Source organism: Providencia sp. PROV073 (genome assembly GCF_033688125.1).
GTDB lineage: Bacteria > Pseudomonadota > Gammaproteobacteria > Enterobacterales > Enterobacteriaceae > Providencia > Providencia hangzhouensis.
In genome coordinates this window covers 1009011-1023647 of sequence record NZ_CP096353.1, presented here as the reverse complement: position 1 = coordinate 1023647, position 14637 = coordinate 1009011, and the positions used below count along the sequence as shown (strand labels likewise).

At 41.0% G+C, this 14637-nt stretch carries 18 protein-coding genes; 12 read left to right on the top strand and 6 right to left on the bottom strand.

Annotated features, from left to right (window positions below; translation table 11 throughout):
- Positions 1-31: 31 nt before the first annotated feature.
- Complete coding sequence (locus tag M1F17_RS04545; RefSeq protein ID WP_004264718.1) at positions 32-676, top strand: DsbA family protein; 645 nt, start codon at positions 32-34, stop codon at positions 674-676.
- A gap of 61 nt (positions 677-737) precedes the next feature.
- On the opposite strand, the gene M1F17_RS04540 is transcribed toward M1F17_RS04545, so the two are convergent.
- Positions 738-1547 carry a prepilin peptidase gene (locus M1F17_RS04540; RefSeq protein ID WP_094962047.1) on the bottom strand — a complete coding sequence of 270 codons (810 nt, stop codon included), beginning with the start codon at positions 1545-1547 and terminating at the stop codon, positions 738-740.
- Positions 1548-1826: 279 nt separating this feature from the next.
- On the opposite strand from M1F17_RS04540, the gene rsmE reads away from it, so the two are divergent.
- The 9 genes from rsmE (at position 1827) to hemW (ending at position 8832) form a co-directional block, all read left to right on the top strand.
- Positions 1827-2558: a 16S rRNA (uracil(1498)-N(3))-methyltransferase gene (gene rsmE, locus M1F17_RS04535; RefSeq protein ID WP_004264709.1), complete on the top strand. Its 732-nt coding sequence runs from the start codon at positions 1827-1829 to the stop codon at positions 2556-2558.
- A gap of 9 nt (positions 2559-2567) precedes the next feature.
- Entirely contained in the window at positions 2568-3515 is a 948-nt protein-coding gene (gene gshB, locus M1F17_RS04530) for a glutathione synthase (protein ID WP_318837266.1), read from the top strand.
- Positions 3516-3813: 298 nt separating this feature from the next.
- The gene (locus tag M1F17_RS04525; protein WP_094962048.1) at positions 3814-4377 is read left to right on the top strand and encodes a YqgE/AlgH family protein; all 564 of its coding nucleotides are present in this window, start codon (positions 3814-3816) and stop codon (positions 4375-4377) included.
- A complete protein-coding gene (ruvX, locus tag M1F17_RS04520) occupies positions 4377-4796 on the top strand; it encodes a Holliday junction resolvase RuvX (protein ID WP_004264697.1) in 420 nt (139 codons plus the stop codon). Before M1F17_RS04525 ends, ruvX begins: the two co-directional genes overlap by 1 nt.
- A 147-nt stretch (positions 4797-4943) precedes the next feature.
- Positions 4944-5636: a YggS family pyridoxal phosphate-dependent enzyme gene (locus M1F17_RS04515; RefSeq protein WP_094962049.1), complete on the top strand. Its 693-nt coding sequence runs from the start codon at positions 4944-4946 to the stop codon at positions 5634-5636.
- A gap of 28 nt (positions 5637-5664) precedes the next feature.
- Positions 5665-6486, top strand: coding sequence for a pyrroline-5-carboxylate reductase (proC, locus tag M1F17_RS04510; RefSeq protein ID WP_004264693.1), 822 nt, complete (start codon positions 5665-5667; stop codon positions 6484-6486).
- Positions 6487-6505: 19 nt separating this feature from the next.
- Positions 6506-7090, top strand: coding sequence for a YggT family protein (locus M1F17_RS04505; RefSeq protein WP_094962050.1), 585 nt, complete (start codon positions 6506-6508; stop codon positions 7088-7090).
- Between the two features lie 16 nt (positions 7091-7106).
- Positions 7107-7700, top strand: coding sequence for an XTP/dITP diphosphatase (locus M1F17_RS04500; RefSeq protein WP_094962051.1), 594 nt, complete (start codon positions 7107-7109; stop codon positions 7698-7700).
- Entirely contained in the window at positions 7693-8832 is a 1140-nt protein-coding gene (gene hemW / locus M1F17_RS04495) for a radical SAM family heme chaperone HemW (protein WP_318837265.1), read from the top strand. Before M1F17_RS04500 ends, hemW begins: the two co-directional genes overlap by 8 nt.
- Positions 8833-8993: 161 nt before the next feature.
- Here the strand turns inward: hemW and M1F17_RS04490 are convergent, their stop codons facing one another.
- The 5 genes from M1F17_RS04490 to trmB form a co-directional block, all read right to left on the bottom strand.
- On the bottom strand, positions 8994-9944 hold the full coding sequence (locus M1F17_RS04490; RefSeq protein WP_110592327.1) for a siderophore ABC transporter substrate-binding protein: 951 nt from the start codon (positions 9942-9944) through the stop codon (positions 8994-8996).
- A gap of 203 nt (positions 9945-10147) precedes the next feature.
- Positions 10148-10879 (bottom strand): DUF2884 domain-containing protein, encoded by a 732-nt coding sequence (locus M1F17_RS04485; RefSeq protein WP_181488614.1) that lies wholly within the window; start codon positions 10877-10879, stop codon positions 10148-10150.
- Between the two features lie 23 nt (positions 10880-10902).
- A complete protein-coding gene (gene glsB, locus M1F17_RS04480; protein ID WP_318837264.1) occupies positions 10903-11829 on the bottom strand; it encodes a glutaminase B in 927 nt (308 codons plus the stop codon).
- 110 nt (positions 11830-11939) lie between these two features.
- On the bottom strand, positions 11940-12272 hold the full coding sequence (locus M1F17_RS04475) for a YggL family protein (protein WP_318837263.1): 333 nt from the start codon (positions 12270-12272) through the stop codon (positions 11940-11942).
- Positions 12272-12991 (bottom strand): tRNA (guanosine(46)-N7)-methyltransferase TrmB, encoded by a 720-nt coding sequence (gene trmB / locus M1F17_RS04470; protein ID WP_004264669.1) that lies wholly within the window; start codon positions 12989-12991, stop codon positions 12272-12274. Before trmB ends, M1F17_RS04475 begins: the two co-directional genes overlap by 1 nt.
- Before the next feature lie 289 nt (positions 12992-13280).
- Between trmB and mutY the strand changes: the two genes are divergently transcribed.
- Both mutY and M1F17_RS04460 read left to right on the top strand, forming a co-directional pair.
- Positions 13281-14333, top strand: coding sequence for an A/G-specific adenine glycosylase (gene mutY, locus M1F17_RS04465; RefSeq protein WP_112307878.1), 1053 nt, complete (start codon positions 13281-13283; stop codon positions 14331-14333).
- 10 nt (positions 14334-14343) lie between these two features.
- Positions 14344-14613, top strand: a complete 270-nt coding sequence (locus tag M1F17_RS04460; RefSeq protein ID WP_042848738.1) for an oxidative damage protection protein — start codon at positions 14344-14346, stop codon at positions 14611-14613.
- Positions 14614-14637 lie beyond the last annotated feature (24 nt).

Below are 14637 nucleotides of genomic sequence, written 5' to 3'. Positions count from 1 at the left end.
TACTTAAAAATAGCAAATAAAGAGAACGATTATGAGTAACATCACCCTACACTATATTTATGACCCTTATTGCGGCTGGTGCTATGCCGCTGCGCCTTTAGTCGAAATTGCCAAGCAACACCCAAGTATCAACATTGAAATGCATGGTGGAGGCATGCTAGCAGGTGACGCTCGTCTACATTTAGATGATAATTTTCGCCAATATATTCTGCAATCCGATAAGCGCATTGCATCAATGACAGGGCAAGTGTTTGGCGATGACTATATAAAAATGCTACACGAACCTAATTTGGTTATGGACTCAACACCACCGCAAACCGCTATATTAGCGGCAACCAAGCAAGGCAAAGGCTTTGAAATGCTTAAAGCCATTCAAAAAGCACACTATATTTCAGGACGCCATATTAAAGATACCGCGGTACTTCTTGAGCTCGCCAAAGAAATTGGCCTCGATGTAACCCAGTATGTGTCCGACTACAGTGAGTGTGAGCAACATGAAACTGCGGCCCACATTGGAACAAGTAAGGCTCTGTTAGCGCAGTCAGGTGCATCCGGTTTTCCAACACTGTTAATACAACAACAGGATAGATGGTTGCGTGTTCCATTACAAAATTACCTCGGTGAGCCGAGTAAATGGCAGCAGTTTTTAGACTCTCTAGTAACAGCAGCGTCTTAACAACTACAACTCCGATTTTTACTCACCCCTTTCATGCATGCACGTATGGTTGTCTTTTAATTTAATATTCAATTATTGATAAATACAACCATATGCTAGCACTAATAATTAGCGCAGGGCCAAATGGGATCGTCTTCGTTTTTTTAGCTATTTTTGCCCCAGATAGTATCTCAGGGTAGGCCTGATTCGCCTGTTGCTTCTTTTGATATATTTTAGGCAATAACCCATAGATTACCCAATATTGTAATAGCCCTACCCCTGCGGCAGTCCCCAGAAAGTAAGGAAGCTGCCAAACCCCAAGCCAGGCAGAACAAGCGGCAACGAGTTTAAAATCCCCCCTCCCCATTTGTGGCTGAGACGTTTGTTTTTCAACCAATGTCACCACCATAAGCATTACTAAGTAACTGATCAGCACCGCGTAAATAGCTGAAACCACATTCCCATTTGGCAAATGAATTTGATATAACAGCCCCAACCATAATAATGGGTATGTAAGAATATCAGGGAGATAACCTATTTTATTATCAATGATGAATAATGGAATTATCAAATTAATATATAGTGTCAAAAATAAAACCATATATAAACCATCAGATGTCCAATATATTATAAAAATTAATACGCCATATATTAGAAGTAGAATAGTATTTTTAATAAAAATTTTTGATTTATCAAAAAAAACAACTGGTAAATAAACAAGCAGCTTTTTAGTCGAGAAAAAAGAGATTAATAACATAATCAAAGCAGAAAAAATACAAACAAAATCAAACGGATTTGTAAATTTTCCATTTTGGCATGATAATATAAACTGCTCAGACGGTGAAATAATAGATATAGCTGATGATATAAAAATACAAATTAGTTCCCTCATATTAACTCCTTATTCCTTTATGGAGATAAAAATAAATATACTGTGAATTTTCGATGCTCCCAACACTTTAATTCCGTTGAGTGGAGTCGGTTTATTCGAATATCATGATCTCCTAGTTTGCTTTCATCACTGTTTAAGATATCGCTTATGGCACAGACATACTATAAAAGGTCAGTATTTCGTTATAAACTAGGTAGTAGCGCTTGAGTTTAACAATTCAACCCCCATATTCATCAAAGTTATATTATTTATTAACCCAGTTTGTACTAAGGAAAAGCTATGCGCATTCCACGCATTTATCACCCAGAGCCTCTTCAAATAAATACAACAATTTCTCTTGGTGATGATGCCGCAAACCATGTCGGCCGGGTGCTACGCATGACTGCTGGCCAAAAACTCGAACTTTTTGATGGCAGCAATCAGACCTTTAGTGCTGAAATTACTGAAGCAACTAAAAAAAACGTATTCGTACACATTGAAAATAGCCAAATTGATGATAGAGAATCCCCGCTCGATTTGCACCTAGGGCAAGTCATGTCTCGTGGGGAAAAAATGGAATTTACCATCCAAAAATCTGTCGAACTCGGAGTTAATACAATAACACCTTTATTATCAGAACGTTGTGGTGTTCGCTTAGATGGCGAACGACTCGAAAAAAAATTACTACAATGGCAAAAAATTGCAATTGCAGCCTGTGAACAATGCGGCCGCAACCGAATTCCAGAAATTCGCCCAGTGCAAACCCTTGAAGCCTGGTGCACCGAGAATGACGGTGCGTTTAAAGTCAATTTACACCCACGGGCAACAGAAAGTATTAATACGCTACCCACTGAACTAAAGAAAGTACGATTGTTGATTGGCCCTGAAGGTGGCTTATCAGCAGACGAAATTGCCATGACAGCAAACTATCAATTTACCGATATACTGTTAGGGCCTCGAGTATTACGAACAGAAACGACTGCGCTAACCGCTATCACAGCACTGCAAGTGCGCTTAGGTGATCTGGGGTAAGGAGAAAAAATGATCAAGCTCGGTATAGTGATGGATCCTATTTCATCCATCAAAATCAAGAAAGACACCAGTTTTGCAATGATGTTGGAAGCTCAGCGTCGTGGTTATGAAATCCATTATATGGAAATGAATGACCTGTATTTACACCAAGGTGAAGCTCGCGCACAAACAAAAATCGTGACGGTCGAAGAAAACCCTGAAAAATGGTATGAATTTCATGGCGAACAAGATATCGCCCTAAGTTCACTTGATGCCATTTTAATGCGTAAAGACCCGCCTTTTGACACTGAATTTATCTATGCGACTTATATTTTAGAAAGAGCGGAACAAGCCGGCACCCTAATTGTGAATAAGCCGCAAAGCCTACGCGACTGTAATGAGAAATTGTTTACGGCTTGGTTTGCTGAATTAACACCGGACACATTAGTCACTCGCAGCCCACAAAAGTTGAGAGAATTTCACCAAAAACATGGCGATGTCATTTTTAAACCACTCGATGGTATGGGCGGCGCTTCGATTTTCCGCCTCAAACAAGATGACCCAAATGTGGGTGTGATTATTGAAACGCTAACAGAACATAGCTCCCGTTACTGCATGGCACAAAACTTCCTGCCAGCAATTAAGGATGGTGATAAACGTGTCTTAGTTGTTGATGGTGAACCCGTTCCGTATTGTTTAGCACGAATTCCAGCTCAAGGCGAAACCCGAGGTAACCTTGCTGCGGGTGGCCGTGGGGAAGCGTGTCCATTAAGTGAAAGTGACTGGGCCATTGCGCGTGCTGTCGCGCCAACATTAAAAGAAAAAGGCTTAATTTTTGTTGGTCTTGATATCATCGGTGACCGTTTAACTGAAATTAACGTGACCAGCCCAACGTGTGCACGGGAAATTGAAGCCGCATTTGATATCTCCATTACCGGTATGTTAATGGATGCCATTGAACGCCGTCTCAATAAATAATTTATAGCAGTGGTTTATCTTTACTGATGATTTTTATTTTTTCACACAATATATTGTTTTAACAAGATATATTGTTTTAACAAGATATATTGTTTTAACAAGATATATTGTTTTAACAAGATATATTGTTTTAACAAGATATATTGTTAAAACAAGATATATTGTTTTAACAAGATATATTGTTTTAACAAGATATATTGTTTTCAAACGGTAAAAGTCATCAGTTTTATTTACCACCTTATAGTTTTGCCTTTTATTGTGTTCTATCAATTGTTTTTAAATTTGCTGGAGTCTAAGTTTGAATCTGCAAAACCATTTTCTTATCGCCATGCCATCCTTAACAGACCCTTATTTTGAACAGTCGGTCGTTTATGTGTGTGAGCACAATGAAAAAGGGGCGATGGGGATCGTGATTAACAAACCTATTGATGACTTTTCTGTCGATACGATGCTCAAAAAACTCGAAATTACGATTTCAGATAAAATTGATAACCGTAATTTAAAAAAGCCCGTCATTGCGGGAGGCCCTGTTGCAGAAGAACATGGGTTTATCTTACACACACCAATTAAAGGCTTTTTATCTAGCCTGCATTTAAATGATGACGTTATGGTGACGACGTCAAAAGATATCTTAGAGACTTTAGGAAGTGAGCACTCGCCTACCAACTCATTAGTGGCGCTAGGTTATGCAAGCTGGGAACCAGGCCAACTTGAGCGTGAAATTATGGAAAATAGCTGGCTAACCGTTGAAGCTTCTCCTCAGCTTATTTTTGACACACCCATTCATGAACGCTGGAGTGCCGCGGCTAAATTAATTGGTGTTGATATTCATACAATTTCAATGCAAGCGGGGCATGCTTAATGTCTGGAAGAACTTTGTTAGCCTTTGATTTTGGAACCAAAAGCATCGGTGTTGCAGTTGGACAAGAAATTACAGGTACTGCACGGCCATTAACCTCATTGAAAGCCAGTGACGGCCGCCCTGATTGGCAACAAATCGAAAAGTTACTTAAAGAATGGCAACCACAGTTGGTTATTGTCGGCCTTCCCCTTAATATGGATGGTACGGAGCAACTGGTTACAAGCCAAGCCCGTAATTTTGCAAATCGAATTCATGGCCGTTTTGGTGTTAAAGTCGAACTACATGATGAACGTCTTTCCACGGTTGAAGCAAAAGCAGGCCTTTTTGAACAAGGCGGTTATCGAGCACTAAGCAAAGGTAAAGTTGATTCAGCCTCTGCCGTGGTGATCCTTGAAAGCTGGTTTGAACAACAGATGTAATTATTGCGTATTTTGCGTGGTTATTTTTAGCTTAACCTCACGCCATGGTGCCGTTCTGATGTAATTTGCTTTACACTATGGTCTACAGTCGCTATTCATGTATGACATGAATAAAATAGTATTGAATAAACCATATTGAATAAAATAATGACCATTCAAAATAATATCTCTGATGTCACCGCGCGTATTGAGCATGCTGCCGCAGAGTGTCAGCGCTCACCACAGGACATTACGCTACTCGCGGTAAGTAAAACAAAACCTTGTGAAGCTATTTCAGAAGCCATTGAGGCAGGTCAGCGCCAATTTGGTGAGAATTATGTTCAAGAAGGTGTTGAGAAAATTCAATATTTTTCACATAGAAATGACCTTATTTGGCATTTTATTGGCCCATTACAGTCAAATAAAAGCCGCCTTGTCGCTGAACATTTTGACTGGTTTCATACTTTAGACAGAGCGAAAATTGCTCAGCGCTTAAATGACCAACGTCCTAGTGAAAAAGCCCCTCTCAATGTGCTAATCCAAATTAATATCAGCGATGAAAACAGTAAATCGGGTATAACACTAGCAGAAGTCGCAGAACTTGCTGCACAGGTCGCTACTATGCCAAACCTAGTGTTACGCGGCCTGATGACGATCCCTGCACCTGAAACGGATTATGAACGCCAGTGTGCGGTGTTTCATCAAATGAATGAGGCATTTGAGCAATTAAAAACCACTTATCCCACGGTTGACACTCTTTCAATGGGGATGACTGACGATATGCGTGCAGCAATCCATTGCGGTTCAACACTTGTTCGCATAGGAACCGCTATTTTTGGCGCGCGCCAATATCACCAATAACAATATCACCAATAAATAGGAGAACAGAATGCAACATCGTAAAATTGCCTTCATCGGCGCCGGAAATATGGCTCACGCCATCATTGCTGGGCTGGTTAACCATGGTTACCCTGCATCGATGATCACGGTGTGTTCTCCTACACCTGTGCGTCGAGATAAACTGGCTGAACAATATGGCATTATCAGCAGTCATGATAACTTAGCCGCTGTCAAAGCTGCGGATGTGATTGTCCTTGCCGTTAAGCCGCAAATGATGAAAGAAGTATGTGAACCACTACAAAATGCGGCTGATTTTGAGCAAAAATTAGTCCTAACCATTGCGGCTGGGATCCCAGCAGAACGTTATAACGACTATTTCGCTCATTCGCTGAATTTAGTGCGCATCATGCCAAACACGCCATCATTGGTAGGGAAAGGCGTTAGTGGGCTATTTGCTCAAGGGAAAGTTTCAGAGCAAGACAAACAATTTGCACAAGAACTGATGCAAAGTGTCGGCTCAACGATTTGGTGCCAACAAGAACAAGAAATCAATAACATTATTGCTATTACTGGTAGCTCTCCTGCCTATTTCTTTCTATTTATGGAATCAATGCAGCAAAAAGCAGAGCAACTCGGTTATGATAAACAACAAGCTAGAGAGCTCGTTCTTCATGCGATTGAGGGGGCTGTAGAACTTGCTAAGTCACAAAATGACACGGCTTTTTCGACTCTACGTGAACAAGTCACCTCTAAAGGCGGTACCACCGCGATGGCTTTAGAGCAATTTTATAATGGAAATCTTCCGCAGATTGTTGCCGATGCAATGCAAAGCGCAATAAATAGAGCGGAAGAAATGGAAAAACTTTTTTAAATTAATCGCGGAACTCACCATGCAGACCTTAGTATTCGTCGTTACTACCCTGATTCAACTGTATATTTTTGTATTACTACTGCGCGTATGGATGCAGTGGGTGCGTGCAGATTTTTACAATCCCTTTTCGAAATTTGTTGTCAAAGCAACACAGCCTATCGTCGCACCATTGCGCCGAGTCATTCCTTCTTTTGGCGCAATAGATACCGCTTCAGTGGTTGTGGCATTTATTTTAGCCATTGCAGCTATTATTTTTGGTATGTGGGCGACTAACTTGCTCCCTATTTTAGGCATAAGTATTTTACCTATGGGGCTGATTTTATTATTAACCTATACCGGTAAATTGATTTTTTGGATGATTTTAATCCGTGCAATTTTAAGCTGGGTCAGCCAAGGCCGTAATCCTGTAGACTATTTATTATACCAATTAACAGAACCTTTAATGGCGCCAATTCGTCGTATCATCCCTGCTATGGGCGGGTTAGATTTCTCCGCAATGATTGTAATGTTTATTTTAATCGCGCTGAATTATCTGCGTGTTGATATCTCACTGATGATTGACCCATCATTGACTGCAATGATGTATTCCATTGGTATTATGTAAAAACGAGTTTTAAATAATGCAAAAAGTTGTTTTAGCCACCGGTAACCCCGGGAAAGTGAATGAGTTAGCTGACCTATTACGTGATTTTGGGATGGATATCGTCGCACAAACCTCATTAGGTGTTGAATCTGCAGAAGAAACAGGCTTAACCTTTATTGAAAATGCGATCTTAAAAGCACGCCATGCAGCAGCACAAACCGGGTTACCCGCAATTGCTGATGATTCAGGAATTTCTGTTGATGCACTCGGTGGCGCACCTGGCATTTACTCTGCACGTTATGCAGGGGAAGATGCGACCGATGAGCAAAACCTGATAAAATTACTTGAAGCAATGAAAAATGTGCCTGACGACCAACGTCAGGCTCAATTCAACTGCGTTCTGGTCTATTTACGCCATGCAGAAGACCCAACGCCGTTGGTTTTTCATGGTCGCTGGCACGGTGTCATAACTCATGAACGCAAAGGCCAAGGTGGCTTCGGTTATGACCCTATATTTTATGTTCCTGAATTAGGTTGCACCTCAGCAGAGTTAACAAAAGCAGAAAAACAAGCCGTTTCACATCGTGGAAGAGCCCTCACAATGATGTTGGATGCGCTGAAGAATGCTTAAATTACCCCCACTGAGCCTGTATATCCATATCCCCTGGTGTGTGCAAAAATGCCCTTATTGTGACTTCAACTCGCACACACTTAAGGGGGAAATTCCTCAGCAAGAATATGTGGCACACTTGTTGGCCGATTTAGACATTGATGCAAAATTAGTTGCAGGGCGTTCGGTAAAAACCATTTTTATTGGGGGTGGAACGCCCAGTTTATTAAGTGCTGAGTCAATGCAAGCATTAATGGATGGCGTACGTCAGAGAGTTGATTTAGACCCTCACGCAGAAGTCACCATGGAAGCAAACCCCGGCACTGTTGAGGCTGACCGTTTTGCAGGTTACCAAGCAGCAGGAATCAACCGTATTTCTATTGGCGTACAAAGTTTCGGTAATGACAAATTAATCACTTTAGGACGAATTCATGGCGCTGATGAAGCGAAGCGCGCCGCTCAGTTGGCCACTAATCTTAATTTAAGAAGCTTTAACCTCGATTTAATGCATGGGTTACCTGCGCAAACTCAAATTGAAGGTTTATCTGACCTGCGCCAAGCCATTGAACTTGCACCTCCGCACCTGTCTTGGTACCAATTAACCATTGAACCCAACACTCAGTTTGGCTCACGTCCTCCGGTATTACCCGATGACGATACACTATGGGATATTTACACCGAAGGCCATAAATTATTGAGCGCGGCAGGTTATCAGCAATATGAAACATCCGCCTATGCTAAACCCGGTTACCAATGTCAACACAATCTCAATTACTGGCGCTTTGGTGACTATTTAGGCATCGGTTGTGGTGCTCATGGAAAAATTTCTTTTGAAGATGGTCAAATTTTACGAACCGTAAAAACAAAACACCCTCGAGGTTATATGGAGGCGCGTTATATGCACCAATCCTATGATGTTGATGCCTCCGATAGGCCATTTGAATATTTCATGAACCGCTTTCGCCTGCTTGAAGCTATGCCTCGCGCTGAATTTACCCAATATACAGGGTTACCAGAATCAACAGTTAGAGCGGCTATTGATGAAGCCTTAGCGAAAAGCTATATCACAGAAACTGTGGATGAATGGCAGATCACTGAGCATGGAAAATTGTTTCTCAATTCCCTATTAGAGTTATTTTTAGGTGAAGAGTAGCGGTTATTCGATTTATTTATAATATCATTTCACTTATAAATTAGATGAAAGCCCACTTTATTTGACGTGGGCTTTTGTTTAGAGATAAAAATGAAATAGACAAGAATAACAATTGAGGTAATACATATTGCCACTATCAATAAGACAGTGGCAGATATCAGTTACAGGGCATTAACTACCGCATTAACTTGTTCAGTTAAGCTAACTAAACCACCACCTGACAAATACCATAAGTCAGATTGCAGGTAAGTAATTTTGCCGTCTTTATAAGCTTTGGTTTCTTGAATATTGCTGTCTTCAAATACCGTTTTATCCAGTTTACCTGCACCAATCGCTTCGCTACGGTCAACAATCAGGATCACGTCTGGATTCGCTTGAGCAATAGTTTTGGTATCCACTACACGACGTTTTGCTTTATCTGCACTTTCATCAACAGGTAGGTCAGCGCGTTGCGCTTTCACAACGTTGTAAACAACAGCTTGGCTGTTTGGAATTAATTTGCCGTCATTATGCATCAGCACTAACACTTTTTTATTAGAATCAGCCGCTTTCTTCTGGGCGTCTGCGATGACTTTATCTAATTGAACCAACTGCTCATCAACCGCTTTTTGGTTACCATAGAGCTCACCAATCACACCAATGTTGGCTTTTACAGAATCAATATAGTGCTTGCTATCAGAGCCTAAATTGATGGTGGGTGCAATTTTTGATAACTCATCATAAGACTTACCTTGACGACCCGTGATCACAATCAGGTCAGGTTTTAATTGCGCGATTTTGGCTAAATCAGGTTGTTTCATTCCACCTGCATTTTCCATTGATGCAGGGATGCTGCCTTTTATATAAGCGGGAGCATTGCCAGTTGGTAGTGCAACAACCTTGTCACCTAAGCCGAGTTTTTGCATTGAGTCATAAACACCGAAATCAAACAGAACCACTTTTTGTGGTTTTTTCACGACTTCAGTTTCACCTGATAGGTGTTTGATCGTCACTTTTTCAACACCTTGTGCTATCACCGCATTTGGCGTGAAAGTGGTAGATTCAGCGCTGAGAGCGAAAGGCGCAGAGAATGACAACACAGAAACAAGCAGAGCAGGAATGAACTTTTTCATTTAAATGATCCCAATTTAGTCATTAAGCCAAACCCGCATTGTAAAGTGAGCAGCTTAGATGTCAATCAAATAAGAATCAATTTCATTTTCATTCCCATTAATGGAATTAATATCACACAAATTGATGATAGAGATAAAATAAAAAAACAGTAATGTACAAAAAATACATTACTGCTCATAAGGTTATTGTGATTTTAGTGCTATCAGCTACTTTTGATTGAATTAAGTAATGAGACGCGTTGTTGCTCTATTGAGGTTACTTTAGAACAAACTTGTTGGCCAAATTGCTGGAAGCTTTTTTCTTGTTTTTTCCATTCAGATTCGAGCTCTTGTTGTAACCCGCCTAAGTTCCCTAACATACCTTGTAGCGCTTTATTAGCATCACCACCCGATAATAATTGCTTGCGCCCCATTTCGTTGATGCTGTCTTGTAAAATGCCGCCTAAGCTTTCATTAACTAGCTCTCGCCCTTTCGCTTCAACGGTTTTCATGGCTTCATGGTGAAACACATAACCACTAGGGCGAGTCTCAATAATTTGGTTGATTTGCCCATTAAGCTCTTTTTCTAATTTTGTTAACCGGTTACGGATATTGCTATCGCTACCGACCACTTTAACGACAACTTTGTCTATCGTTTCCCTTGAAGTTGATAATTTTTTTTCTGATTCTTGTTTTATCCAAGGTAAATCCTGACGGATAGCGGCTTGGTAACGAATCGCTTGCTGCTTTTGGGCCTCTGTTGCAGCAACATTTTTACCGTTAAGCGTGATATCACCATTTGGCGTAATTTTTAAATCGCCACTTGCACCAATAACTTGCACACTTTCAGGTGTCATAACGATGTCATCCTTTGGTGTTACAGAACAGTTATAATCTGCAGCTTGGCTCGTCGCACAAGCAAGGAGTGAAAATGCAATTAATGTACGGCGTAACATAAAATCTCCTAGTAGAGCATTAATTAAAAAACAGAACGCCCAATTCGTTTCGATAATAACTCTAAAGCCGCACAACCGACTAAAGAGTTCCCCGCCGAGTCTAGCTCAGGTGACCAAACCGCTACGGTAAATTGGTTTGGAACCACACAAACAATACCGCCACCAACACCAGACTTGCCGGGCATTCCTATCCGAAATGCAAACTCACCAGAACCGTCATACATACCACAAGTCATCATTAATGCATTGATTTGCCTTGATTGTAGTGGCGTGATAATGGGGTCAATGGAGCAAGATGACATCCCTTGCGATGTTAAATAGGAAAAACACCTCGCTAATTCAACACAGTTCATACTTAGAGAGCAATAATGAAAATAAGTTTCGAGAACCGTTAAAACATCATTTTCAAAATTCCCAAAAGATTTCATAAGATAAGCAATAGCTGCATTACGACTGGCGTGTTCCAATTCTGAACGAGCGACAACCGTGTCATAAATGATATCCGGTTCGCAGGACAACTTTCGGACAAACTCTAGCATGCGCTGTTTAGGTGCGCTTAGGCGTGATTGCAACATATCAGCAATAACAATGGCTCCCGCATTGATAAACGGGTTTCGAGGTATCCCCTTTTCCATTTCAATTTGAATTAACGAATTAAAGGGTAGCCCTGAGGGTTCTTTACCTACGCGGCTCCAAATTTCCTCTTCCTCATAACGTGTCATTGCAAGCGTGAGGCTTAATACTTTTGAAATAGATTGAATTGAAAAACGTTGATATGCGTCCCCTGCGGTGAAAATATCACCGTCAATCGTGGATACCGCAATGCCTAAATGGTGGGAAGGTACGCAACCTAAAGCAGGAATATAATTTGCAACACAACCTTGCCCAATCAGTGGGCGAACTTGGTCTAGGATATCGTTGAGTAGCTGGTTAGAAAACATGGCGCTCAAAACGTTGACTCCAGATAGTATTTTCAACAGAAAATAAAGGCACCCAATTTTTGGATGCCTCTTCAAGCGACTGAAAGCTCAGTTTATTTATTGAGATTGACTCAATAAAATTATTCTTCCCACCAAACATCAAACAGCTCAGAAACGACGACGTCATTCATGCCTTTTGATTTTAGCCAATTTTCAACAAGTTGACGGTGCTCTTCGGTACATTTGCCAATTTTTTGTAAGCAAACGATCCCTTCCCAGTTCATATAGCCACTTGCTTCAAACGCCAAACCATTCGGTTCAATCGCTTCTGCAATCAGTTGGTCAACGGTGCTGTCAACTTCCTCAATCGGCGTACCTTCTTTAAAGCTCCACTTAACAGTAAAGCCTAACTCTTGGAACTCATCCAAGCGTAATTTTTTACGTAAACGACGACTACGTGGTTGTTTAGCCATTATTTGATCCTCTCAAACATTAAATCCCATACACCGTGCCCTAACCGCTGGCCGCGCTTTTCAAATTTTGTTTCTGGTCTTGTTTCTGGACGAGGAACGTAATCACCTGATGGTGATAAGTTTTTATACCCTTCGACACTCGTCATCACTTCAAGCATATGCTCTGCATAAGGCTGCCAATCTGTTGCCATATGGAAAACACCGCCGATAGCTAGTTTGCTACGAATTTTTTCTGCAAACGGAACTTGCACAATACGGCGCTTATTATGTTTCGCTTTATGCCATGGGTCAGGGAAAAATAACTGAACCATCGCAAGGCTGCCGTTTGGGATCATGCAGTCTAAAACTTCTATTGCATCATGGCACATCACACGTAAATTGGTGACGTTTTCTTCTTTTGCTGATGCTAAACATGCGCCAACACCGGGAGCATGAACTTCAATACCTAAAAAGTTTTTATCTGCATTCTGAGATGCCATGGTCACCAATGAGGCGCCCATCCCAAACCCAATTTCCAAGGTAACTGGATTTGAGTTATTGAATACTTTGGCAAAATCAAAAGGTTCATTGATAAAATCGATGCCTTTTTCTGCCCATTCTTTTTCTAATGCGTCTTCCTGACGTTTTGTCAGACGCCCTTGACGGCGGACAAAACTACGGACTCGGCGCATAACCCGCCCATCTTCATTATATTCGGGGGAGATAACATTATTGATCATAATAAAGGTTCTAAAATGAGTGCCCAATTAAGTTAATGTGCCAACAATCAAGTTTATAAGGTGATTGGTTACCAAACCTATCAATTTACAGCCCTAAATGCCCAAGTTGTAGTGATTAACTTTACCCTTGAGGCATGATGGATATCGGAGTTTAGCAAAACTTCCACAAGGATGCAGTTGATAATTCGCTAACTTTACACTAAACAACACAATAGCGGTTTACAGCCCCCTTCGTCTATGTTGCAATTCCTACCATGACTGGAAATATCAATAAAAAATAAAATTATTAATGGAAGCTCAACAATTTTCATCTGCAGTACTTAACTGGTATCACAAATATGGTCGTAAGACGTTGCCATGGCAACAGGAAAAATCGTCCTACCATGTTTGGTTATCAGAAGTTATGCTGCAACAAACCCAAGTGAGTACTGTAATCCCTTATTTTGAGAAGTTTATCTCTCGCTTTGAGGATGTGACCGCCCTTGCCAACGCTCCTCTTGATGAAGTTTTGCACTTATGGACAGGGCTCGGCTATTACGCCCGGGCTAGAAATCTCCATAAAACCGCTCAAGTGATCGCGACTCAATATGGTGGCTCATTTCCCACTACATTTGATGAGGTTTTAGCGCTGCCCGGGGTTGGCCGGTCCACTGCTGGGGCAATTTTATCATTATCGCAAAAACAGCATTACCCTATCCTCGATGGTAATGTTAAACGCGTATTAGCTCGAGCTTATGCGGTTGATGGCTGGCCGGGTAAAAAAGAAGTCGAAAACCGTTTGTGGGAAATCAGCACTGATGTCACCCCACAAGTGGGAGTTGAATTTTTTAACCAAGCGATGATGGATTTAGGCGCAATGATCTGCACTCGCAGTAAACCAAAATGCGAACTATGCCCGCTTAATTTTGGCTGTATGGCCTATGCTAATCATTCATGGCAAAACTACCCAGGTAAAAAACCAAAACAGAAAATCCCTGAAAAGAGTGCTTGGTTTCTAATTATTCAGCACGACGATGATGTGTGGTTAGAACAACGCCCACCATCCGGTATTTGGGGGGGATTATTTGCCTTTCCACAGTTTGATTCTTTAGAGCAACTCAATGATTGGCTGAACGAATCTGGCTTTGAGTATACTCAATTAGAGCAATTAATTTCTTTCCGTCACACATTTAGCCATTTTCATTTAGATATTATCCCTGTAAAAGTTAAGATTCAGGCATTTAATTCTGCCATGGATGAAGGCAAAGGACTCTGGTATAACTTACACTTAGGCGCAACTATCGGCCTTGCTGCCCCAGTTGAAAGTTTACTAAAACAGCTCGCCTTACTACCTGATATTTGAGGAAAAATTAATGAGTAGAACCATTTTTTGTACATTTTTACAACGTGATGCAGATGGGCAAGATTTTCAGCTTTACCCAGGTGAGTTAGGAAAACGTATTTTTAACGAGATTTCAAAAGAGGCGTGGAGCCAGTGGATGGCAAAGCAAACCATGCTCATTAATGAAAAGAAACTTAATACGATGAACCCTGATGACCGTAAAATGTTAGAACAAGAAATGATTAAGTTCTTGTTTGAAGGCCACGATATCCATATTGATGGCTATACACCTGAAAAATAATCTGTTTGTCTACCTACTTAGTAG